This is a genomic window from Shinella sp. S4-D37 (assembly GCF_040812195.1).
Lineage (GTDB): Bacteria > Pseudomonadota > Alphaproteobacteria > Rhizobiales > Rhizobiaceae > Shinella.
The window spans coordinates 3,105,650-3,126,641 of the sequence record NZ_JBFNXL010000005.1; the positions used below are offsets into that span (position 1 = coordinate 3,105,650).

Sequence of the window (20,992 nt, forward strand, 5' to 3'; positions counted from 1 at the left end):
CATGGCCAGATCTGGCCCTCGACCGGCCCTCAGGCCGGCCACAGGCGCGTATCGGCTGGGAGCGGCGAGAAGTCGTTCCATCGCGCGAGCCTTTCGGCGTAGCGCCGGCGGTAGGCATCCTCGCTTTCGAATTCAGGGATTTCCTGAACGAGCTCGGCGCCGATCTCGTAATAGACGTCGAGATTGACAAGGTCGGGCACCGGCGTTTCGCCGCGCTCGGCCTCGCCCTGCATGTGCCAGAACAATTCCTCGAGCCGGCGGGCAAGGCCGGGCATGTCGCGCAGCGCGCAGGTCTCGCGGCTCTGTGCGAGCCTCTCGCGCAACGCCGCAAGTGCCTTGCGGTCGCCGGCCAGCATGATCGCGCGCTGCACATATTCCTCGGGCGTGGCGCAGATCAGTTCGCCGATGCCCGCGGCCGAGACGATGCTGGCGCAGAAGCGGGCCGGGAAACTCTTGCCGGGAACCGTCAGCACCGGCAGGCCCATGGTGATCGCATCGGCGCCCGTCGAATGCGCGCCATAGGGGAACGTGTCGAGGAACAGGTCGGCAAGCGCGATGCGGGCGAGATGCCGTGGATTGGGGATTTTCGGCGCGAAGATGATGCGCTCGGGCGCGACGCCCGCCTGCTGCGCCTTCTGGCGCAGGTTCCGGCTGGCGATGTCGTTTTCGCCGAGCAGCCAGAGGACGCTGCCGGGCGTGGCCGCGAGGATGGCGAGCCAGCGCGCAAAGCATGCCTCGGTGATCTTCTGCATGCCGTTGAAGCAGGCATAGACGAAAGCGTCCTCCGGCAGGCCGGCCTCCGCCCGGGTCGGCCGCGGAGCGATCTCGCGCTTGCGGTCGACAGGCTGGCCGCAGGCGATGCGCAGGACCTTTTCCGTGTAGTAGATCTCGTTTTCGGGCGGGATGATGTAGTCGTCGGTGATCAGGTATTGATGGTAGGGGCTCGCCATGGAACCCGGATAGCCGCAGAAATTGACGATGACCGGGGCCGGGCGATAGGCGAAGATCGCCGTGCGCGCATGCTTGGTATATCCGTTGACGTCGACAAGGATGTCGATCTCGTCGCTGGAGATCAACGTGGCCGCGTCGACGTCGCTGATTGCCGCGATATCGCGCCAGCAATCCACGGCGGCCTTGATGCGCGCCTGCGTCGCGTCGTTGGGGGCGGGATCGCCGCAATAATAGGCGAAGACCTCGACGCTCTTCTTGTCGTGCAGTTCGAGGACCTCGCTGAGGGCGAAGCCCACGGCGTGCTGGCGAAGGTCCGACGAGACATAGCCGATGCGCAGGCGCTTCCCGCTGCCCGACTTGCTGCGGGCGGGCTTGCGCGGAACGCCCGATGTATCCGGCCGGCCGACCAGCGTGTTGTTGTAGCGATAGGCCCTGGCAAGCTGGAAGACCGGATCGTCGGCATAGCAGCCGAGTGTCAGCGGCGACTGCGCGTCGACCAACTGGCGGGCGGTGACATGGGTGGACGGCGTCATGATCGGCCACTTGCACTGGTGCTGGCGGATCGACAGCCAGTGCTGGGCCGCCTCGGGCTTCATGGGTTGCAGCTCGATCGCCTGCCACAGGACGGCTTCCGCCTCTTCCAGCCGGCCGGCATTTTCCAGCACGCGCCCGGTATGCTGGAGGCTCATCAGGCGGTGCCCGAGCTTTTCGGGTGTGATTTCCTTTGTCGTCTCCGCAAAGGCCAGCCATTGCCGCACGGCCTGGTCGATCTGGCCGCTATCCTCGAAGGCACGGCCGAGATTGATATAGGCGGGGCCGAAGGCCGGCTCCAGCTTCAGGCAGGCCTGCAACGCATGGATCGCCCCGACGACATCACCGGCCTGGCGCAGCGCGACGGCATAGTTGAAGCAGGCCATGTGCCGGAAGGGATTGTCCTCGTTGAAGGCGATCCAGGTCTTGTAGAGATCGATCGCCTGGGCAAGCAGGCCCGCTCCGGTCAGCGTCTCGGCCGACTGCATGAGGTCGGGCAGCGACATATTCTGGCTGCGTGCCCGCTGGAATGCGGCGACCAGGGGCGAGGCAGGATCGGGAACCAACGAGGTCTTTACGTTCATGACATCCTCCGGCGAGCGGCCAGGCAAGCGCGATTGCAGGCACAGTAAAACACCCTGCGCTTATTGCCCGTCTGGCTTGTGCGTGGCTGGCTGGCGGAGGACCGGAAACGAAAACGGGCGGCGCAAGAGCGCCGCCCGTTTCGCGTTGAGGTAGAGGATGCAGCGCGGTCGACACCGCGCCCACCACCTTGGCTATCACTGTGCGAGAGTGGTTTCCGTATAGGCAGCGATGATCCAGTTGGTCTGGTCCTGCGAGAACAGCGATTCACGGGCCGACGTCAGTTCGTCGAGCTGGGCATCGGTCATGTTCATCAGGTCGTCTTCCTGCAGGCCCTTGAGGGCCGTGTCGGAGATGGCGGCAAACTCGGTCGCGGAGAAGAGGGCCAGGTCGCCGTCATCGAGAGCGGCGATCTGGGCCGACGACATGGCGCCGATCTGGGTCACGCCCAGGGCGGTGACCTGATCATTCGTCAGAGCGGCGATCTTGTCGGCTGTCAGAACCTTGACGAGGTCGGAGCTCAGGCCGCTGAAGACCGTCGGGTCGAGCTTGGCCATCTGGGTGGCGTCCAGCGCGGCGAAGGCCTTCGAACTGAGGGCGTTCACCTGGGTTGCGTCGAGGCCGGCCACGTTGTCGGTGGACAGGCCGGCAACGCCGGTGGAGCTGATGGCGCCGAGCTGTGCGGTCGTCCAGGCATCGAGGGTGGCATCATCGATAGCGCCGATCTGGGTCGCGTCCAGGGCGGCGATCTGCGACGAGGTCAGGTAACCCTGCTGCGTTGCGTCGAGCGCGGCCATGTTCAGCGCCTGGATCTGCTTGGAGGCCAGCGCGGCAACCTGAACGTCGGTCCAGCCACCGACTTCGTCGGTGGTCAGGGCACCAATCTGCGTTGCGCTGAGCGCCTTGATCTGGTCCGTCGTCAGCGCTTTGCCGCCATCGGCGTCAAGTGCTGCGATATCGCTGACATCCAGGCCCGAGATGGCCTTGGTGGAAAGAGAGCCGATCTTCGAGCCCGTACCGGTAAAGAGCGCGGTGATGTCAGCGGCTTCGAGGCCGGCCACGCCCTCGGCGGTCATGCCTTCGAGCTGGGTGGCGGTGAGGGCGGCAGCGGCGGCGGCATCGAGGGCCGTGACCTGAGCGCCGCTCAGCTTGCCGACCTGCGCGGCGTCAAGGTTGACGATGGAGGTTGCGCTGAGCTGCGTTGCGTTCAGTGCGGCGAGCTGCTTGGACGTCAGGGCCTTCATCTGAGTTGCATCGAGCGCGTCGAGGTCGGCGGTCACGAGCTGGCTGACCAGGCCGGTCGACAGGCCCGAAACCTGGGCGTCGGTGAGGGAGGCGGTCGCAGACGTGTTGATCTGCTGGAACTGGCCGAGGGTCAGGCCGGCAAGGGCGCCGGTGGAAAGGCTGCTCAGCTTCAGCGCTTCGATTTCATCGTTGGCGATTTGCGCAAGCTGGCCGGAGGAAAGTGCGGCGACGGCTTCGGACTTCAGCGCACCTACGGCAGCGGTGTCGAGTGCCGCGACGTTCGCGTTGGTGAGGCCCTTGACCTGCGTTGCAGACAGGCCGGAAACAAACGAAGTGAGAGACATGGATATACCCCAAGATTGAAGTTGGCAGACGCAATCACCTGCGCACGTCCGGTCATCCAGGAGGTTTCACGGCGAGGATGTCGAGATCCTTGCGCATGATGCGGGGCCATCGGCGCTGCGCATGCCGTTATCGGCATTGGCAGGCCCGGCACCGCCCTTGGTCGGCGTTGGTGCTAGGTGGAACATGGCTCGCGCGAGCCAGCACAGCGGAATGGCATCATGCACCCAGAGCAACGAATGTCTCTGATCCCCACGCCTTCGAAAGCAATCGTCCCCCACCCGGAAGCCGCCTTACCGGCGGGGGCCTGAATGCATCTTCAGGCCCAGGGCTCGCGAGGGATTTTCGCGTTCAACCGGAGATTATCCTTCAGCCTTTAATTTTGGGTTAACGCCGCATCGATTCCCTGTCCCGAACTGGCCGCATTCCGGCCCCGGCGCCAGCATAGGCAGAAAAGCGCAAGCACAGCCGGAAGATAGACCCGACGCAACCAGTATTAATGATTAACGGGCGCCCGCCGGAAATGGCGGACGCCCGTGAAAGGGTTCCGATGCGGTTTTCGGCCGGGCTATGCGCCCTGCCCGGTCTTGTCAAAGACCCTCGTATTCGGCGTAGGCCGCCACCACCGCGTTCACCTGCGCGACGCTCATCGCCCGCGCCTGTGCCGCCGTGAGGCTGTCGAGCTGTTCCTCGCTGAGGCCCGAGACATGCTGCGTGCTCAAGCCCCTGATGGCCCGGGTGCCGATGGCCGCGATCTCGTCCGTCGTGAAAGTCTGGATATCCTCCAGCAACATCGCCGCGATCTGCCGGCTGCTCAGCGCGCCGATCTGAGTAGAGTTCAGGAGATCGATCTGGTCCGACGACAGGGCAGCGATCTGGTCCGTCGACAACGACGCCACCTGGCCGGTCGTCAGGGCCGCGATCTGGTCGTTCCCCAGTGCGGCGATGACGCTGGTGGACAGGCTGGCAATCGTCCGCGAACCGATCTGCGCAATTTCATCCGTCGTGAAGGCCTGGATATCCTCCGATGCCAGGCCGGCAACGGCGGCGGCGGAAAGCGCCGCGACCTGGCTGCTCGTGAAAGCCGCCGTCTGCTCGCTCGAAAGGGCAGCGACCTGGTCGCCCTTCAACGCGGCGATGAAGGCCGTCGACAGAGCCGCGGTCTGGGCGGTCGAAAGCGCCGTCACATCGAGGCTGGCGGACTGACGCGCGGTCAGCGCGCCGATCTGCGTCGCGCTCAGTGCACCGAGCTGGTCGGAACCGAGCACAGCCAGCTGGGTGGACTTGAGCGCTGCGACCTGCCCTGTCGTCAAGGCGGCGACCTGCGCGGGGGAAAGCGCAGCGACAGCATCGGTGGAGAGCCACCCCAGCACCCGCGTGGCGATCTGCGCGACTTCATCGGTCGTGAACGTTTCGATATCCTCGGCTTCGAGGCCCGTGATGCCGGCGGCCGAGAGCGCCGCGACCTGCCCGGTTCCGAGGGCGGACACCTGGCCGCTCGAAAGGGCGGCGACCTGATTGCCCTTCAATGCGGCGACGAAGGCGGTCGACAGGGCCGTGGTCTGGGTGGTCGACAGGGCCGCCACGTCGAGGCCTGCCGCCTGGCGTATGGCAAGCGCGCCGATCTGCGCCGTGGAGAGCGCCCCCATCTGCTCGGAGGAAAGCGCGGCGAGCTGGGCGATCGAAAGCACGGAGACCTGCCCCGTCGTCAGCGCGGCGACCTGCGCGGTGGAAAGAGCGGCGACGGCATCGGTGGAAAGGCGTGCAAGGACCCGCGTCCCGATGCTTGCGATCTCGCCGGTCGTGAACGTCTCGATATCCTCGGCTTCCAGGCCCGCAACGGCGACGGCCGAGAGCGCTGCGATCTGGCCGCTCGTCAGGGCCTGCACCTGTTCGGACGACAGGGCGGCGACCTGGTCGCCCTTCAACCCCGAGATGAAGCCCGTCGACAGCGCCGCGGCCTGAGGGGTCGAAAGCGTCGCCACGTCGAGACCCGAGGCCTGGCGGGCGCTCAACGCGCCGATCTGTGTCGACGTCAGCGCGCCGACCTGATCGGACGTCAGAACGGCCAACTGGGCGGGCTTGAGCGCGGCGATCTGAACCGTCGTCAGCGCGCCGACCTGCGCGCCGGAAAGGGCGGCGATGACATCGGTGGAAAGGCGCGCGAGCACTTGCGTCTTGATGCTCGCGATCTCATCGGTCGAAAACGTCTCGATATCCTCGGCTTCGAGGCCGGCAACGGCAGTGGCCGAGAGCGCCGCGATCTGGGCGCTCGTCAGGGCCTCTGCCTGCTCGGACGAGAGAGCCGTGATCTGTTGCGTCTTCAGCCCCGCGATGAAGGCCGTCGACAGGGCTGCGGTCTGGGCGGTCGAAAGTGCCGTCACGTCGAAGCCCGAGGCCTGGCGCACGGTCAGAGCAGCCATCTGGGCGGTGCTCAGCGCTTCCACCTGATCGGGGGTGAAGGCGGAGAACTGGGCGACCGAAAGCGCGGCGATCTGCGCCGACGTCAGCGCGGCGACCTGTCCGGCCGAAAGGCCGGCGATGGCGTCCGTAGTGAGGGCCGGCACCGCCTTGGCACTGATCGCCGCGATCTCGTCGGTCGTGAAGGTCGCGATGTCGTCCGCCGACAGCGCATGGATTCCCCGCGCGGAAAGGGCGCCGATCTGCGCGCTGGAGAAGGCTTCGATCTGGCCGGCATCGAGAGCGTCGATCTGCTGTGAATAGAGCGCGCTGGCCTGTCCGGTGGTGAGCGCCTGGATATGCTGCGAGGAGAGGTAAGCCAGCTGATCGATCGTCAGCCCGCCGATGGCGCGCGACGACACGGCGCTGATCTGCTGCGTGGTGAGCGAGCCGACATAGCCTGCATCGATGCTAGCGACCTGGCGCGCGTTCAAGACGCCGATCTGCTCGCTGCTGAGCGCAGCCACATCCTCCGCCGTCCATGCCTGGATCGCGGCCGTCGAGAGAGTTCGGATCTGGCTGATGGAAAGCGAGGGGATGGTCGATGACATGAACTACCTTCCAAATCTTGACGTCATTTCCAGAACCGAGGATGCGCCGGTCCGGGACGGCTCGCTCCCTCCCGTGTGCCGCCTCGACAGGCAATGCTACGAACACACGTCGGAAAAAATTGAGAAAACATGGCTCTGACAAGCCTTGCGCCGGAAGGACATCATGTTTTCGAAGCCAGGCGGCGGCCTCGAACTCCCGCGCAGGGGACCACAAGCCCCCATGGATACTGAACGTGCCGGCTACTCTTCGGCGAGCCGATTTTCGGCAAGCTACCCCCAGTAAGTCAAGGATTAATCGGCGAGTGTTAATTTTTTGTTAACGCGGCCGGAAAGCCGCACCTATATGTTTGAAAACCCGAGATTTTCGGTGGCGGTGCGCGCTTTCCCGGCAAGCCCGACGCAAGGCAACTCCACTAGCAAGGCCGAAGACCCCTTGCCGCAGCATCTCCACGACCGCCAGGAGGAAGGCCATGAAGGACGAACGCATTCTCATCGTCGGTGCGGGGCTTTCCGGTGCCGTCATCGGCCGCGAACTCGCAGAGGCCGGCTACCGGGTCGAGATCGTCGACGCGCGCAGCCATATCGGGGGCAACTGCCATACCGAGCGCGATCCTGCGACCGGCGTGATGGTGCATGTCTACGGCCCGCACATCTTCCACACCGACGACACGGAAGTGTGGGATTATGTGAACGGCTTCATGACCTTCATGCCCTACAAGAACCGCGTGAAGGCGACGAGCGGCGGGCAGGTCTATTCGCTGCCGATCAACCTGCACACGATCAACCAGTTCTTCGGCAAGAGCTTTCGCCCGGACGAGGCGCGCGCCTTCCTGGAAGAGCAGGCCGACAAGACGATCACCGATCCGCAGACCTTCGAGGAACAGGCGCTGCGCTTCGTCGGGCGCGACCTCTACGAGGCCTTCTTCAAGGGCTATACGCAGAAGCAGTGGGGCTGCTCGCCGACCGAGCTGCCGGCCTCGATCCTGAAGCGCCTGCCAGTGCGCTTCAACTACGAGGACAACTACTTCTTCCACAAGTACCAAGGCATGCCGGAGACCGGCTATACCGAGATGATCGAACGCATCCTCGACCATCCGAATATCGAGGTGGCGCTCGATACCGCCTTCCGGCGCGGCGCGAAGGCCGGCTACAGCCATCTCTTCTATTCCGGTCCGCTCGACGGCTATTTCGACTACGAACTCGGTAGGCTGGGCTATCGCACGCTCGATTTCGAACGCTTCACCTATGAGGGCGACTACCAGGGCTGCGCGGTGATGAACTACGGCGACGTCTGCGTCCCCTATACCCGCATCACCGAGCACAAGCATTTTTCGCCCTGGGAGGAGCCGGTGGGCTCGGTCTGCTACCGCGAATTCTCGCGCGCCTGCGAGCCGGACGACATCCCCTACTACCCGATCCGCCTCGTGGAAGAGAAAGCGCAGCTCGCCGACTATGTCGCGCGCGCAGCGCAGGAGGCCAGCGTCACCTTCGTCGGCCGCCTCGGCACCTACCGTTACCTCGACATGGACGTGACGATCCGCGAAGCGCTCGACACCGCGCGGCTCTATCTTTCCCGCCGGGCCGAGAACGCCGCGATGACGGCCTTCCTGCGCGCGCCGCTCTGAGGCACCCCGGACGAAAGAAAGGCCCCGGACGAACCGGGACCTTCCATGAACCTCGTGAGGCTCGGCGATCTTCTTGTTAACGGAAGAGCGTGAGGATGCTTTCCGACGCGGAGTTGGCGATCGACAGGGCCTGGACGGCGAGCTGCTGCTGCGTCTGCAGGGCCTTCAGGCGGGTCGATTCCTCGTTCATGTCGGCATCGACCAGGCGGCCGACGCCCGAGTCGATCGAGTCGGTCAGGGCCGAGACGAATTCGGACTGCAGATCGATGCGCATGCCGATCGAGCCGAGGTCGGCAGCCGCGCTGGTCATCAGCGTCAGGGCGTCGTCAACCATCTGGATGAGCTGGTCGAGCTGGCCGGCCGTGGTGGTCGGCGTGATCGTCAGGTTGGAGACCGAAGCGTTGGTGACGGTGCCGGGTACAGCTGTCGTGTCGACCGCCCACATTATGCCGTTGGTGGTGTCGTTGAAGGCGACTTCCTGCGTGGGCACCGTGCTCTGGTCGACAGCTTCGACCCAGACGTTGTCCGCAACCTTGACGTAGCTTCTCGTGCCGCCCGTTGCCGAGTCGCCCGTGAATACGGAGCCGGTGTCGGCGATGACGTCTTCGATCGTATAGGCCTCGACGGTTTGCGCCGTAATGACGCCGTCCGTGTTGATGTTCAGCGTGATGCTGTCCACCTCGATCGCCGTCTGGTTGTCGAGGATACCGGTGTCACCGCTGGTATCGAACAGAACCGACGAAGTGCTGAGGTCGTAGTCGACTTTCTTGACCGAAACGTTGCCGTTCTCGTCACGAACGAAGGAGCCGACGACGGTCTTCGTCACGGTGCCGCTGGAAAGGTCCGTCTGCAGCCAGTTCTCGCCGGAGAAGGACGCGGCTTCGGAAATGCTCTTGAGCTGATCCTGAAGCTGGGTGATTTCCTCCTGGACCTTGTTCTTGTCGACACCGTCTTCCGTGGCGGCAACGAGCTTGGCCTTGATTTCCTTGACGACCTCGATGGCCGATTCCATACCGGCATAGGCCGTGTCGACCTTTGCGGCGCCGAGGCCGAGCGCGTCCTGGACGGCCGAAAGCGCCATGTTGTCCGAACGCATCGTGGTTGCGATCGACCAGTAGGCCGCATTGTCGGCGGCTTCGCCAACGCGCTGGCCCGAGGATACGCGCGCCTGCGTCTCTTCGAGACCGCTACCGATCGAACGCAGGGTGGAGAGCGCAGCCATGGCTGCGACGTTGGTCAGAATACTCGTCATTACTAAGTGCCCCTTGATTGGCTGATTAGGGAAGGGACATTCCGGGAAGCACCGGGAACGACGGGCAGCCTCATGCCTGCTAACCTTATAATTATTAAGGTTAACCCGCCGTTTCTATGGATACATCTAACCGCAAGATGGTTAATGAAAGCCAAAGGCGGGGCACAGAAAAAACGAGGAAGACAAAAAAAGAACCGCGCCGGTATCGGCGCGGTTCTCTTGTCGGACAGACCTTGCCGGCGGCCGAGGCCGCCGATCGGCTCCTCGATCTATTAACGGAACAGCGTGAGGATGCTTTCCGACGCGGAATTGGCGATCGACAGCGACTGGACGGCGAGCTGCTGCTGCGTCTGCAGGGCCTTCAGGCGGGTCGATTCCTCGTTCATGTCGGCATCGACGAGTCGACCGATGCCCGAGTCGATCGAGTCGGTCAGAGCGTTCACGAACTCTTCCTGCAGATCGATGCGCATACCGATCGAGCCGAGGTCGGCAGCCGCGCTGGTCATCGCGGAGAGGGCGTCGTCGACCATCTGGATGAGCTGGTCGAGCTGGCCGGCCGTGGTGGCCGACGTGATCGTCAGGTCGGAGACCGAAGCGGTGGTGACGGTGCCGGGCGTGGCCGAGGTGTCGACCGCCCACATCGTGGTGCCGTCGTCGAAGGCGACTTCCTGCGTGGCAACGCCGGACTGGTCGACCGCAGCCACCCAGACGTCGTCCGAAACCTTGACATAGCTCAGCGAGCCGCCCGTGGCGGAGTTGCCCGTGAAGACCGAGCCGGTGTCGGCGATGACGTCTTCGATCGTATAGGCCTCGACGGTGACGGGCGTAATGATGCCGCCGGTGTTGATGTTCAGCGTGATGCTGTCGTCCTCGATCGAGGTCTGGTAGTCGAGGATGCCGTCGTCACCCACCGTGTCGAACAGAACCGTGGAGGTGCTGAGGTCGTAGTCGACCTTCTTGACCGAGACGTTGCCGGCCTCGTCACGGACGAAGGAGCCGACGACGCTCTTCGTCACGGTGCCGCCCGAAAGGTCCGTCTGCAGCCAGTTCTCGCCGGAGAAGGACGCAGCCTCGGAAATGCTGGCGAGCTGGTCCTGCAGCTGGGCGATTTCTTCCTGGATCTTCGACTTGTCGACGCCGTCTTCCGTGGCGGCAACGAGCTTGGCCTTGATTTCCTTGACGACCTCGATGGCCGATTCCATACCGGCATAGGCCGTGTCGACCTTGGCGGCGCCGAGGCCGAGTGCGTCCTGGACGGCCGAAAGTGCCATGTTGTCCGAACGCATCGTGGTTGCGATCGACCAGTAGGCTGCGTTGTCGGCCGCACCGCCGACGCGCAGGCCGGAGGATACACGAGCCTGCGTCTCTTCGAGGCTGCCGTCGATCGAGCGGAGGGTCTGGAGGGCAGCCATCGCTGCGATATTTGTCAGAATGCTGGTCATAACAAGCGCCCCTTGATTGGCTTATTTGAAAAGGGACATTCCGGGCAGCACCGGGAACAGCGGGGGAGCGTCATGCCTGCTAACGAACTCTTAGAGAAGGTTAACTCGCCGTTTCGATGCGCTCATGTAAGCGCCGCATGGTTAACGAATCCTAAATCCTGACGATAGATTAACGCCTCGCCCGACAAAAAAATGCCGCGCCCGTTTCCGGGCGCGGCATCCGATAGAGAACGGAGGCTCAGCCAACCTCCACTCGTACCGATTAGCGGAAGAGCGACAGGACGCTCTGCGAGTCGGAGTTGGCAATCGAGAGCGCCTGGATGGCGAGCTGCTGCTGCGTCTGCAGGGCCTTCAGGCGGGTCGATTCCTCGTTCATGTCGGCGTCGACGAGACGGCCGATGCCCTTGTCGATCGAGTCGGTCAGGTTGGAGACGAACTCGGACTGCAGGTCGATGCGCGAGGAGATCGAGCCGAGCGATGCAGCCGCGCTGGTCATCGAGGTCAGGGCGTCGTCAACCAGCGTGATGAGCTGGTCGAGCTGACCCGAGGTGGTGGCCGACGTGATCGTCAGGTCGGAGACCGAAGCGGTGAGCGCGGTGCCGGGCCCGGCAGTCGTGTCGACCGCCCACATTATGTTGTTGACGGTGTCGTTGAAGGCGACTTCCTGCGTGGGCACCGTGCTCTGGTCGACAGCTTCGACCCAGACGTTATCCGCAACCTTGACGTAGCTCTTCCCGCCGCCCGTTGCCGAGTCGCCCGTGAAGACGGAGCCCGTGTCGGCGATGATGTCGTCGATCGTGTAGGCCTGCACGGTGACGGCCGTCACGACGCCGTCGGTGTTGATGTTCAGCGTGATGCTGTCGTCCTCGATCGAGGTCTGGTTGTCGAGGATACCGGTATTCCCGACCGTGTCGAACAGAACCGTGGAGGTGCTGAGGTCGTAGTCGACCTTCTTGACCGAGACATTGCCGGCATCGTCGCGGACGAAGGAACCGACGACGCTCTTCGTCACGGTGCCGCTGGAAAGGTCCGTCTGCAGCCAGTTCTCGCCGGAGAAGGATGCGGCTTCGGAAATGCTCTTGAGCTGGTCCTGAAGCTGGGTGATTTCTTCCTGGATCTTGCCCTTGTCGACACCGTCTTCTGTGGCGGCAACGAGCTTGTTCTTGATTTCCTTGACGACTTCGATGGCCGATTCCATACCGGCATAGGCCGTGTCGACCTTTGCGGCGCCGAGGCCGAGTGCGTCCTGGACGGAAGACAGAGCCGCGTTGTCCGAACGCATCGTCGTTGCGATCGACCAGTAGGCCGCATTGTCGGAAGCCGAGCCGACGCGCAGGCCCGAGGAAATCCGGTTCTGGGTGTCTTCCATGCTGCTGGAAATGGAGCGCAGCGTGGAGAGGGCCGCCATGGCGTTGGTGTTGGTGAGGATGCTGGTCATTGCCTGTCCCTTTGAACGAAATACTGATTGGGGACATACCGGGTCGGATCACCTACCGGTCACGGCGGTTCGGCCTCATGCCAACTCGGCTCCTCCAGCGTTCTGAAGGGATACCAAACCCGTCGTGTGATGCAAAACTCGCAGCCATTTCTTGCCAACACCTTAATCGGCACCCACACGTCCGGATCATGCACGAGCATGGTGAACGGGACCTAAACCGGGATGGTTAATCGCGTCAGCTGAAGGAGCGGACCAGGCTGCCGACGAGGAGATTCCAGCCGTCGATGAGCACGAAGAACAGGATCTTGAAGGGCAGCGAGATCGAGGTCGGCGGCAGCATCATCATGCCCATGGCCATGGTGATGGTGGCGACGATCAGGTCGATGACGAGGAAGGGCAGCACGACGAGGAAACCGATCTCGAAGCCGCGGCGGATTTCCGAGATCATGAAGGCCGGGATGACGACGCGCAGGTCCGCGATATTGTTCTCCACGACCGTCTGTCCACGCTCTTCCGCAAGCGAGATGAAGAGTTCGAGGTCCTTGTCGCGGGTATTGGCGACCATGAACTCGCGGAAGGGCTCGGCGATGCGCCTGGCGGCCTCGGTCTCGTCGATCTGGTTGGCGACGAGCGGCTCCACGCCGTTCTGCCAGGCCCGGTCGAAGGTCGGCGCCATGACATAGAAAGTCATGAACAGCGCGAGCGAGACGAGGATCATGTTCGAGGGCGTCGTGGCGAGGCCCATGCCCGAGCGAAGGATCGAGAAGGCGATGACGAAGCGCGGAAAGCTCGTCACCATGATGAGGATGCCGGGCGCCACCGACAGCACGGTGAGCAGCCCGAAGGTGCGGATGATCCAGGAGGCGACCGACCCGTCGACCTGCGCATTGAGCAGATCGCCCGGCAGCTGCAACTGCTGCTGGGCGTAGGCAACGCCGGTCATCGCCATCATGGCGACGAAGGTCAGAAAGGCTCGAATCATTCGATCACAAAGGTCCGGAACATGACGTTGGTTACGCGTCCTTCGGACCTGAGGTCAACCCGCTCCTGCAGGTCGTCCCGGAGATATTGGAACCCGCGCGGGCCCTGCACCTGCTGGAGCGAGACCGTGCGCATGTAGGCGAGGATGTCCTGGTGGATTTCCTCGGCGAGCTTGACGTCCGGCACGCCCTTGAACATCAGCGCGACTTCGAGCCGGATGCGGTTGTCGGAGGGATAGGCGAGGTTGCTGGTGATCGGGTCGAGCAGCACGACGCCGTTCGCCTCGGTGGAGATAGGCGGCACTTCCTGCGCCGCCTCGCCTTCCGCACCGCCGGCTTCCGCCGCCGCCAGCTCTTCCGCCGGCGTTTCGGCGGGCGGCGGGGCAAGCATGTTGCCCACCAGCCAGCCGCCGCCGGCCGCCAGCAGCGTCAGCACGGCGATAGCCGCGAGGGTGATGACCAGCGCCGGCTTCTTCGTTTCCGCGACGCCCTCTTCTTCGTCCGCCATGTTCGTCTTCCCGTATTGTCAGGACTTGGGTCAGATCGGCGAAAGCAGGTCGACGGCCTGCTGGCCCCACGGCGGCTGCTGCACTTCGGTCAGGCGGCCGCGGCCGCCATAGGAGATGCGGGCTTCCGCGATACGCTCGTAGGCTATCTGGTTGTCGGCATCGACATCCTGTGGGCGCACGATGCCGGCGACGTTGAGGATGCGAAGCTCGTGATTGACGCGCACTTCCTGCGAGCCGCTGATCAGGAGATTGCCGTTCTCGATGACGCCCGTCACCACGGCAGCGACGAGCAGGTTCAACCGCTCGGAACGCTCCGTCGAGCCGTCGCCCTTGCTGCTGGTCGAGGAGCCGTAGGTGAGGTCGGCTTCCGTATCGACCTTGAAATTGTTGCCCGAACCGCCGAAGCCGAGATTCATGCCGCTCTTGTTGGTGCGCGACCGATCGGTTTTGTTGTCGAAGGTGGCGCGGTCGTTGACGCGGATCTTGACGGTCAGGATGTCGCCCACCTTGAAGGCGCGCGAATCCTTGAAGAGCGCCGACTGCTGGTCGCTCCAGATCGAATAGCCGGCAACCGCCGTGCGCGGCTGCTTGGGATACAGCGCCATCTGCGGGGTCTGGGCATAGTTGAGGCCGCTGCCGATCGGGCTCATCGAGGGCGCCCGACCGATCTCGTCGATGGCCTGGCTCGTGCAGCTCGACAGCGTGAGCGCCACGGCGAGCGCGGAGGCGGTCTTCTTCATGACGGGTCCTTTGCCTTCTTTGACGTATTCGGATCGCCCGCGATGGCGATGAGGCGGGTGAGCAGCGCGGCCTTGTCGGCCGGCATTTCCGCAAGGATGGTGCTCGACTGGCGCGGCGGCAGCTTCATCACGATCGCCGAGGCGATCTCGGGCGTGATCGCGGCGAGCTGCGCGGCCGCCGCGTCGGGCTTCATCTTGCGGTAGATCTCCACCAGCCCCGCCTCGGCCGTCTTGAGGAAAGCGTTGCGGCGGTTCAGCCAGTCCTCATATTCGGCGCGGCGGGTTTCCAGCGTCTTGATGCGCGCGTCGATGTCCTTCTGCAGGCCTTCGAGCTCCTGCTTCTGCAGCAGGTAGCGCTGGTCGCGCGCCGCGTCCGCGATGTTGGTGCAGAATTCACGGATCTCGTCGGCGGTCGCCTTGGTCGTCATGATGACCGGGCGCTCCTCGGCAAAGGCGCCGGGAATGGCCATGAGCACGAAGCCGGCCATCGGCAGCGCGAGCTTGCGCGCCAGCGTCTTCACGGCGGTGAGGGTCGAGACTGTGGTCATTGCAGCACCAGTTCTGCCTGGAGGGCGCCCGCGGTCTTGATGCTCTGCAGGATGGAGATGATGCCATCCGGCTTGACGCCGATGCTGTTGAGACCGGTGACCAGCGAGCGCAGGCTCGAACCGTCGAGCAGGGCGACCGTGCCGCCATCCTGCTGGACGAGGATATCCGTGTTGGGTTCCACCGCCGTCTCGCCCCGGGAGAAGGGCTCCGGCTGCACGACCTTCGGCATCTCGTTGATCTGCACGGTGAGCGTGCCGTAGCTGACGGCGACGGGCGAGATGCGCACGTCCTGGCCGATGACGATCGTTCCCGTGCGTTCGTTGACGACGACGCGCGCGGGCGCATCGGTCTCGATGACGAGGTTCTCGATATCGGCCATCAGGCGGGAAAGATCCGCCATCTTCGGCTTGGATATGTAGACCGACTGGGAATCGCGCGATTCGGCGATCGGCGCGCCGTATTGCGCGGCCGCATAGCGGTTGATCGCATCGGCCATGCCGACCGAGGTGGAGAAATCGGGGTTGCGCAATTGCAGCACGAGGTCGGAGCTGTCCTTGAAGCGCGAGGGCAGTTCGCGCTCGATGATCGCACCGTTCGGCACGCGGCCGGCCGTGGTGACGCCCTGCTGCACGCTCGCCGCCTCGCCGCCCGCGCTGATGCCGGTGACGACGATCGAGCCCTGCGCGACCGCGTAGATCTGGCCGTCTGCGCCGGAGAGCGACGTCATGACGAGCGTTCCGCCGCGCAGCGACGAGGCATCGCCGAGCGAACCGACGGTCACGTCGATGCGGCTGCCGGGGCTGGCGAAGGGCGGCAGGTTGGCGGTGACGAGCACCGCCGCGATGTTCTTGGCGCGCGTCTGGGTGCCCACCATGGAGATGCCGAGATTCTGCAGCATCGCCCGCATGGACTGCTCGGTGAAGGGCGAGGAGCGCATGCTGTCGCCCGTGCCCTGAAGGCCGACGACGAGGCCGTAGCCGATGAGCTGGTTGTCGCGGCCGGCCTGCAGCGAGGCGACGTCCTTGATGCGGGCTGCCGGCAGGGCCGGACCGGCCGCCAGCAGGAGGCAGGCGAGGACGGCAAGGACGCGGGAGAAGAAGCGACCCCTCATTTCGCCACCACATGCACGGTTCCGTCGGCCATGACCGTGCCGGAGACGATCACGCCCGAATCCTTGTTGCGGATCCGGATGAGTTCGCCGACGGCGGCATCCTGCAGGGGCGTGCCGTTGGCGCGGATGACGAGCGAACCGTCGTCGAAGACCATCTGCACGGTCGAGCCGCGGTTGACGAGGAAGGGTTCACGCAGGGCCGAGACGAGGATGACGCGGCCGGGCAGCAGGGTGCGCTTGGTGACGAGCCCGTTGACGTCGGAAATGCTTTCGGCAAACCCCTTGACGATGTTCGGGTTGGTCACCTCCACCACTTCGAGCTGGCCCGCCTGGATCTCCTCGCCCGGATAGATGACGCGCTTGGGCACGACGGCGGTGCGCATATCGGCGAGAGCCGCGTCGGCCACGAGAAGACCGACGAGCGCGGCGGGCGCGACGAGGGCCGCGCGCCACCGGGCCGACAGGGTCTTTTCACTCCGAAGAGCTGCTTTCAGGCGAAACATCATGTTCCCCGCGTGTTGGGTGTTATCTCAGGTTCTTGCTGACCACGGCCGCCATTTCGTCCGCGGCCTGGATGATCTTCGAGTTCATCTCATAAGCGCGCTGGGCGGAGATCAGGTCGGTGATTTCCTTGACGGGATCGACGTTGGAGGCTTCGAGGTAGTTCTGCTGGATATAGGCGAAACCCGCTTCGTCCGGCGCGCCGACATTGGCCGGGCCCGACGCCGCGGTCTCGCGGAAGAGGTTTTCGCCGAGCGGCTCGAGGCCGGCTTCGTTGACGAAGTTCGCCAGCGTGATCTGGCCGAGTTCCTGCTGCTCGCCGGCGACGGTCGCATAGACCTGGCCGGACTTGCTGACGGTCACTTCCGTCGCGTCAGCCGGAACGTTGATGCCGGGTACGACCGTATAGCCGTCGAGCGTCACGAGCTGGCCTTCGGCATTGGTGTTGAAGGCGCCGGCGCGGGTATAGAGGGTCGAGCCGTCGGCCGCCTCGATCTGGAACCAGCCGCGGCCGACCAGGGCGAGGTCGAAGGAGTTGCCCGTGCTGGTCAGGCCGCCCTGGAGATGCAGGTTGCGCACGGCGGCGGTCTTGACGCCGAGGCCGACGATGGCGCCTTCCGGCACGACCGACTGGTTGGCGCGGTTCGGCACGCCGGCGGCGCGCTCGGTCTGATAGAGAAGGTCGGAGAATTCGGCGCGGGCGCGCTTGAAGCCGGTGGTGTTGATGTTCGCGATGTTGTTCGCGATGACTTCAAGGTTGGTCTGCTGCGCGTTCATGCCGGTAGCGGCGATGGCAAGGGCTTTCATGTCCGGTCCTCAGATCTGCATTCTTGCGATTTCGAGATAGGCGGTGACGACCTTGTCGCGGATGGCGATGGCGGTCTGCAGCGTCTGCTCGGCGTTCATGACGGCGTCGACCACTTCGCGGGTCGAGGCCTTGCCCTGGATGGCTTCGAAGGACTTGGTCTCGCTGAGCTTCAGCCGGTCGACCATGTCCGTCGCCATATCGCCCATCACCTGGGCGAAGCTCATCTGGGTGCCGGTCCCCTGCACGGCGGCAGCGGAGGCGGAAACCGGATTGGACGTCTCGGTGGTGACGCCCGACAGGACGTTGGTGGAGAAGAGCGAACCGACGCCCTTTACGCTTTCGATCATTGCGAGGCCCTCAGGAGGTCGATGGTCGCGGAGATCAGGTCACGCGACTGCTTGATGCTCTGCAGGTTGGCTTCATAGGAGCGGTTGGCTTCCCGCATGTCGGCCATTTCGACCAGCATGTTGACGTTCGGCATCTTGACGACGCCCTCGGCATTGGCCGCCGGGTTGCCGGGATCGTATTCCGTCGAGAACTCGCCTTCGTCGAAGCCGAGGCGTTCGACCTCGACGAGCGAGGCGCCGGAGGCCCGATCGAGCTCGGCCGCGAAGGTCACCGTCTTGCGGCGGAAGGGATCCGCGCCGGGGACGTCGCCGGTCGAACGGGCGTTCGCCAGGTTCTCCGAGACGATGCGGATACGGGTGGATTGCGCCTCAAGTCCCGAGGCCGCGACTTTCATTGAAGCTACGAGCGGATCCATTTCTTACCTTCTCACTGTCATCAGCATCATGCGATGAAAGGCCTTGACGAGGCCGGCATTCAGATCGAACTCGCGCTTGACCTGGCCCTCTTTCATGAGTTCCTCGGCAAGGCCGACCGTGTTGCCGGATTCCTGTACACCGATCTCGTCACTGGGCTTGGTCTCCACGACGCGGCTGACCATTTCGTTCGCATCGGTGAAATGGCCGGGCTGCGTCGCCGCCATGCGGATGCCCGTGGTTTCGAGCACCGCCTGAAAGGGCGTGACGTCCTTCGCCCTGAACCCTGGTGTGTTGGCATTGGCGATGTTGCCTGCAACCACACTCTGGCGGACGGATAGCCATTCGGCTTGTTTCGAGGCCAGTTCAAACAGTTGTATCGGTTGCATGACAAGCTCCATCCTTGTTCACGGCGAACCTACGGAGCCAATCTTGCGTCAGACTTGCTGCACGGCGGTTTGTTTGCAACCGCCTGAATTTGCGGGGGAATAAGTGTTGGGCAGCAAAGATCCCTCTGCCTGCCGGCATCTCCTCCACAAGGGGAGAAAGATAAAGGCTTGCTCCTTGCCGTGATTCTCGCGCCAAGGGGGCGACGCGTTGAGCCCCTCCCCCCTCCCTGTGGGGAGGGGACTTTCGCGCGTCAATTGCGCTTGATGATGTCGCCGTTCGAGGTGACGATGACCCAGGCGCCGTCGCGCTGTTCGAGGGTCGCAAGACGGCTGTTGTCGGGCAGGATCGAGCCGACGCGCACGATATACATGCCGCTGGCATCCTCGATCAGCGCCCGGCCGTTCGCCACATGCATCAGCCGGAAGCCGGACGAGGCCGGCAGGGGCTGGTCGAGGCCGGTCTCGACCGGTGCGCCGAGGCTCTTGTCCTTCTCGCCGACGCTGGGCGCGGTGGCGGTCGAGACGGGGTCGAGGCTTTCCAGCCCCGGATCGTTGTCGTTGTCCACCATGGCGGCGGGCGAAACGCTCATCACCTCCTTCGCCGCCGTCTCCGGCAGGTCTCGGGTCTTGCCCTCCCAGAGCGCCGGCACGGAGAACTTCTCCGGGTTCAGGAAGACATACCAAGGAAAGAAGGCGGCCATGGCGGCGAGCAGCACACCCGCCCCCACCAGCACCTTGTCGCTCGTCGAATAGCGCCCCTGGACCGCACGCTTCACCGGCTGGATAGCCTGGTCCGCATCGAAATCCGTCACTGTCATCCCCTTCTCGTTGCCGGCGCGCCGCCCTGCCCGGCCGCATTCTTCAGCGCCGTGGCAAGATCGGAGAACGCGTCGCCCGCGGGCCGTTCGCCCGGCGTCTGTTTCAGAACCTCATAGATGACCGGCACCTGCTTGATCGCCATGTCGAGATCGGGATCGGCGCCGGGGCGATAGCCGCCGATGAGGCGCAGGTCCCGCGTTTCCTCGAAGCGATGGATCAGCGCCTTCAGCCGCGCCACCAGCCGCTCCTGGTCCGGCGTCCACGCCTTGCGGGCAAGGCGCGAGATCGAGGCGAGCGGATTGATCGGCGGATAGCGCCCCTCTTCGGCAAGGCTGCGTTCCAGCACGATATGGCCGTCGAGGATGCCGCGCGTCGAATCGGCGATCGGGTCGTTGTGGTTGTCGCCGTCGACGAGGATCGAGATGATGGCGGTGATCGTGCCCGCCCCTTCCGCGCCCGGCCCCGCGCGCTCCAGGAGGCGCGGCAGCTCGGTGAAGACGGAGGCGGGATAGCCGCGCGCGATCGGCGGCTCGCCGGAGGCCGTCGCCACCTCGCGGATCGCATGGGCGAAACGCGTCACGCTGTCGATGATCAGGAGCACGTTGTCGCCCTGGTCTCGGTAGTGCTCGGCGATCGTCACGGCGGTCAGCGGCGCCATCTTGCGCAGCATCGGGCTCTCGTCGCTGGTCGCCACGACGGCGACCGACTTGGCGAGGTTGTCGCCGAGCGTATCCTCGATGAATTCGCGCACCTCGCGGCCGCGCTCGCCGACCAGCGCGATGACCACCTTGTCGAAGGCGTCCGCGCGGGCGAGCATCGAGAGCAGGGTCGACTTGCCGACGCCCGAGCCGGCGAAGATGCCGAGGCGCTGGCCGAGGCAGAGCGGGGCGAAGATATCGATCGCCCGCACGCCGGTGCCGAAACCGGTTTCGACGCGCTTGCGCGTCATCGAGGGCGGGGCGGAATTGGAGATCGAGCGCCGCACGCCGCCCTGCACGAGCGGGCCGAGCCCGTCGATCGGCTCGCCGAGCGCGTTGATCGTGCGGCCGCACCAGGCCGATGTCGGCGCGACGCGGAAGGCCCCCTTGCGGATGACCACGTCGTGGATGCCGATCGGCTCGCCCGGCTCGATCGGGCAGACGACGACCGTGTCCGGCTCGACGCGGACGACCTCGCCGAGATGGATGCCGGTCGGGCTGCGATGGGCGACGAATTCGCCGAGCCGCACATGGCGCGACAGGCCGCTGACCGTGTAGTTCCCGGCCGCGATGGTCTGGACGTGGCCGCCGTGCGCCACGGAGAATTCCGGGGAGGAATATCGTTTGACGAGGCCCGCCAGCGCATTCAGCCTGCCGCCGGCCCTGCCCGTTTCGCTGCTCGTGCCGCCCTGTGCCGAACTCATGGGC

Annotated in this window: 19 protein-coding genes; 1 reads left to right on the forward strand and 18 read right to left on the reverse strand. The window is 64.6% G+C overall.

Translation table 11 applies throughout. From position 1 onward, the window contains the following. Positions 1 to 29: 29 nt before the first annotated feature. The 3 genes from AB3G45_RS22725 to AB3G45_RS22735 all read right to left on the reverse strand — a co-directional run bounded on the left by AB3G45_RS22725 (position 30) and on the right by AB3G45_RS22735 (position 6,662). Positions 30 to 2,066: a glycosyl transferase gene (locus AB3G45_RS22725; RefSeq protein ID WP_367832704.1), complete on the reverse strand. Its 2,037-nt coding sequence runs from the start codon at positions 2,064 to 2,066 to the stop codon at positions 30 to 32. Positions 2,067 to 2,261: 195 nt separating this feature from the next. Further along, positions 2,262 to 3,653 (reverse strand): hypothetical protein, encoded by a 1,392-nt coding sequence (locus AB3G45_RS22730; RefSeq protein WP_367832705.1) that lies wholly within the window; start codon positions 3,651 to 3,653, stop codon positions 2,262 to 2,264. 588 nt (positions 3,654 to 4,241) lie between these two features. Then, positions 4,242 to 6,662 carry a hypothetical protein gene (locus AB3G45_RS22735; protein WP_367832706.1) on the reverse strand — a complete coding sequence of 807 codons (2,421 nt, stop codon included), beginning with the start codon at positions 6,660 to 6,662 and terminating at the stop codon, positions 4,242 to 4,244. A gap of 470 nt (positions 6,663 to 7,132) precedes the next feature. On the opposite strand from AB3G45_RS22735, the gene glf reads away from it, so the two are divergent. Beyond that, entirely contained in the window at positions 7,133 to 8,287 is a 1,155-nt protein-coding gene (glf, locus tag AB3G45_RS22740) for a UDP-galactopyranose mutase (RefSeq protein WP_367832707.1), read from the forward strand. Positions 8,288 to 8,363: 76 nt separating this feature from the next. On the opposite strand, the gene AB3G45_RS22745 is transcribed toward glf, so the two are convergent. The 15 genes from AB3G45_RS22745 to fliI form a co-directional block, all read right to left on the reverse strand. Next, on the reverse strand, positions 8,364 to 9,539 hold the full coding sequence (locus tag AB3G45_RS22745; RefSeq protein WP_367832708.1) for a flagellin: 1,176 nt from the start codon (positions 9,537 to 9,539) through the stop codon (positions 8,364 to 8,366). A gap of 272 nt (positions 9,540 to 9,811) precedes the next feature. After that, positions 9,812 to 10,981 (reverse strand): flagellin, encoded by a 1,170-nt coding sequence (locus AB3G45_RS22750; RefSeq protein ID WP_367832709.1) that lies wholly within the window; start codon positions 10,979 to 10,981, stop codon positions 9,812 to 9,814. 262 nt (positions 10,982 to 11,243) lie between these two features. Then, entirely contained in the window at positions 11,244 to 12,419 is a 1,176-nt protein-coding gene (locus AB3G45_RS22755) for a flagellin (RefSeq protein ID WP_367832710.1), read from the reverse strand. A 235-nt stretch (positions 12,420 to 12,654) separates the two neighbouring features. Further along, positions 12,655 to 13,401, reverse strand: a complete 747-nt coding sequence (fliP, locus tag AB3G45_RS22760) for a flagellar type III secretion system pore protein FliP (RefSeq protein WP_367832711.1) — start codon at positions 13,399 to 13,401, stop codon at positions 12,655 to 12,657. Next, positions 13,398 to 13,907: a flagellar basal body-associated protein FliL gene (gene fliL / locus AB3G45_RS22765; RefSeq protein WP_367832712.1), complete on the reverse strand. Its 510-nt coding sequence runs from the start codon at positions 13,905 to 13,907 to the stop codon at positions 13,398 to 13,400. The genes fliP and fliL overlap by 4 nt, the downstream gene beginning before the upstream one ends. Before the next feature lie 30 nt (positions 13,908 to 13,937). Beyond that, positions 13,938 to 14,648, reverse strand: coding sequence for a flagellar basal body L-ring protein FlgH (gene flgH / locus AB3G45_RS22770; RefSeq protein ID WP_367832713.1), 711 nt, complete (start codon positions 14,646 to 14,648; stop codon positions 13,938 to 13,940). Beyond that, a complete protein-coding gene (locus tag AB3G45_RS22775) occupies positions 14,645 to 15,196 on the reverse strand; it encodes a MotE family protein (RefSeq protein ID WP_367832714.1) in 552 nt (183 codons plus the stop codon). The genes flgH and AB3G45_RS22775 overlap by 4 nt, the downstream gene beginning before the upstream one ends. Then, complete coding sequence (locus AB3G45_RS22780; RefSeq protein ID WP_367832715.1) at positions 15,193 to 16,308, reverse strand: flagellar basal body P-ring protein FlgI; 1,116 nt, start codon at positions 16,306 to 16,308, stop codon at positions 15,193 to 15,195. The genes AB3G45_RS22775 and AB3G45_RS22780 overlap by 4 nt, the downstream gene beginning before the upstream one ends. Further along, positions 16,305 to 16,814, reverse strand: coding sequence for a flagellar basal body P-ring formation chaperone FlgA (gene flgA, locus AB3G45_RS22785; RefSeq protein WP_367832716.1), 510 nt, complete (start codon positions 16,812 to 16,814; stop codon positions 16,305 to 16,307). Before flgA ends, AB3G45_RS22780 begins: the two co-directional genes overlap by 4 nt. 19 nt (positions 16,815 to 16,833) lie before the next feature. Continuing rightward, positions 16,834 to 17,616: a flagellar basal-body rod protein FlgG gene (gene flgG, locus AB3G45_RS22790; protein WP_367832717.1), complete on the reverse strand. Its 783-nt coding sequence runs from the start codon at positions 17,614 to 17,616 to the stop codon at positions 16,834 to 16,836. Between the two features lie 9 nt (positions 17,617 to 17,625). Further along, the gene (locus AB3G45_RS22795; protein WP_367832718.1) at positions 17,626 to 17,964 is read right to left on the reverse strand and encodes a flagellar hook-basal body complex protein FliE; all 339 of its coding nucleotides are present in this window, start codon (positions 17,962 to 17,964) and stop codon (positions 17,626 to 17,628) included. Then, positions 17,961 to 18,380 carry a flagellar basal body rod protein FlgC gene (flgC, locus tag AB3G45_RS22800; protein WP_367832719.1) on the reverse strand — a complete coding sequence of 140 codons (420 nt, stop codon included), beginning with the start codon at positions 18,378 to 18,380 and terminating at the stop codon, positions 17,961 to 17,963. Before flgC ends, AB3G45_RS22795 begins: the two co-directional genes overlap by 4 nt. A gap of 3 nt (positions 18,381 to 18,383) precedes the next feature. Then, the gene (flgB, locus tag AB3G45_RS22805; protein ID WP_367832720.1) at positions 18,384 to 18,767 is read right to left on the reverse strand and encodes a flagellar basal body rod protein FlgB; all 384 of its coding nucleotides are present in this window, start codon (positions 18,765 to 18,767) and stop codon (positions 18,384 to 18,386) included. 251 nt (positions 18,768 to 19,018) lie between these two features. Beyond that, positions 19,019 to 19,585 carry a flagellar protein gene (locus AB3G45_RS22810; protein WP_367832721.1) on the reverse strand — a complete coding sequence of 189 codons (567 nt, stop codon included), beginning with the start codon at positions 19,583 to 19,585 and terminating at the stop codon, positions 19,019 to 19,021. Further along, the gene (gene fliI / locus AB3G45_RS22815; RefSeq protein WP_367832722.1) at positions 19,582 to 20,988 is read right to left on the reverse strand and encodes a flagellar protein export ATPase FliI; all 1,407 of its coding nucleotides are present in this window, start codon (positions 20,986 to 20,988) and stop codon (positions 19,582 to 19,584) included. Before fliI ends, AB3G45_RS22810 begins: the two co-directional genes overlap by 4 nt. Positions 20,989 to 20,992: the final 4 nt, after the last annotated feature.

What these genes read in the sequence shown, in the direction of transcription:
- AB3G45_RS22775 (WP_367832714.1), bottom strand. Translation starts at nt 15,196, where the DNA reads ATGACCACAGTCTCGACCCTCACCGCCGTGAAGACGCTGGCGCGCAAG.
- AB3G45_RS22750 (WP_367832709.1), bottom strand. Translation starts at nt 10,981, where the DNA reads ATGACCAGCATTCTGACAAATATCGCAGCGATGGCTGCCCTCCAGACC.
- flgH (WP_367832713.1), bottom strand. Translation starts at nt 14,648, where the DNA reads ATGAAGAAGACCGCCTCCGCGCTCGCCGTGGCGCTCACGCTGTCGAGC.
- AB3G45_RS22730 (WP_367832705.1), bottom strand. Translation starts at nt 3,653, where the DNA reads ATGTCTCTCACTTCGTTTGTTTCCGGCCTGTCTGCAACGCAGGTCAAG.
- fliI (WP_367832722.1), bottom strand. Translation starts at nt 20,988, where the DNA reads ATGAGTTCGGCACAGGGCGGCACGAGCAGCGAAACGGGCAGGGCCGGC.
- flgC (WP_367832719.1), bottom strand. Translation starts at nt 18,380, where the DNA reads ATGGATCCGCTCGTAGCTTCAATGAAAGTCGCGGCCTCGGGACTTGAG.
- flgB (WP_367832720.1), bottom strand. Translation starts at nt 18,767, where the DNA reads ATGCAACCGATACAACTGTTTGAACTGGCCTCGAAACAAGCCGAATGG.
- fliP (WP_367832711.1), bottom strand. Translation starts at nt 13,401, where the DNA reads ATGATTCGAGCCTTTCTGACCTTCGTCGCCATGATGGCGATGACCGGC.
- AB3G45_RS22810 (WP_367832721.1), bottom strand. Translation starts at nt 19,585, where the DNA reads ATGACAGTGACGGATTTCGATGCGGACCAGGCTATCCAGCCGGTGAAG.
- AB3G45_RS22780 (WP_367832715.1), bottom strand. Translation starts at nt 16,308, where the DNA reads ATGAGGGGTCGCTTCTTCTCCCGCGTCCTTGCCGTCCTCGCCTGCCTC.
- AB3G45_RS22745 (WP_367832708.1), bottom strand. Translation starts at nt 9,539, where the DNA reads ATGACGAGTATTCTGACCAACGTCGCAGCCATGGCTGCGCTCTCCACC.
- AB3G45_RS22795 (WP_367832718.1), bottom strand. Translation starts at nt 17,964, where the DNA reads ATGATCGAAAGCGTAAAGGGCGTCGGTTCGCTCTTCTCCACCAACGTC.
- glf (WP_367832707.1), top strand. Translation starts at nt 7,133, where the DNA reads ATGAAGGACGAACGCATTCTCATCGTCGGTGCGGGGCTTTCCGGTGCC.
- AB3G45_RS22725 (WP_367832704.1), bottom strand. Translation starts at nt 2,066, where the DNA reads ATGAACGTAAAGACCTCGTTGGTTCCCGATCCTGCCTCGCCCCTGGTC.
- fliL (WP_367832712.1), bottom strand. Translation starts at nt 13,907, where the DNA reads ATGGCGGACGAAGAAGAGGGCGTCGCGGAAACGAAGAAGCCGGCGCTG.
- flgA (WP_367832716.1), bottom strand. Translation starts at nt 16,814, where the DNA reads ATGATGTTTCGCCTGAAAGCAGCTCTTCGGAGTGAAAAGACCCTGTCG.
- AB3G45_RS22755 (WP_367832710.1), bottom strand. Translation starts at nt 12,419, where the DNA reads ATGACCAGCATCCTCACCAACACCAACGCCATGGCGGCCCTCTCCACG.
- AB3G45_RS22735 (WP_367832706.1), bottom strand. Translation starts at nt 6,662, where the DNA reads ATGTCATCGACCATCCCCTCGCTTTCCATCAGCCAGATCCGAACTCTC.
- flgG (WP_367832717.1), bottom strand. Translation starts at nt 17,616, where the DNA reads ATGAAAGCCCTTGCCATCGCCGCTACCGGCATGAACGCGCAGCAGACC.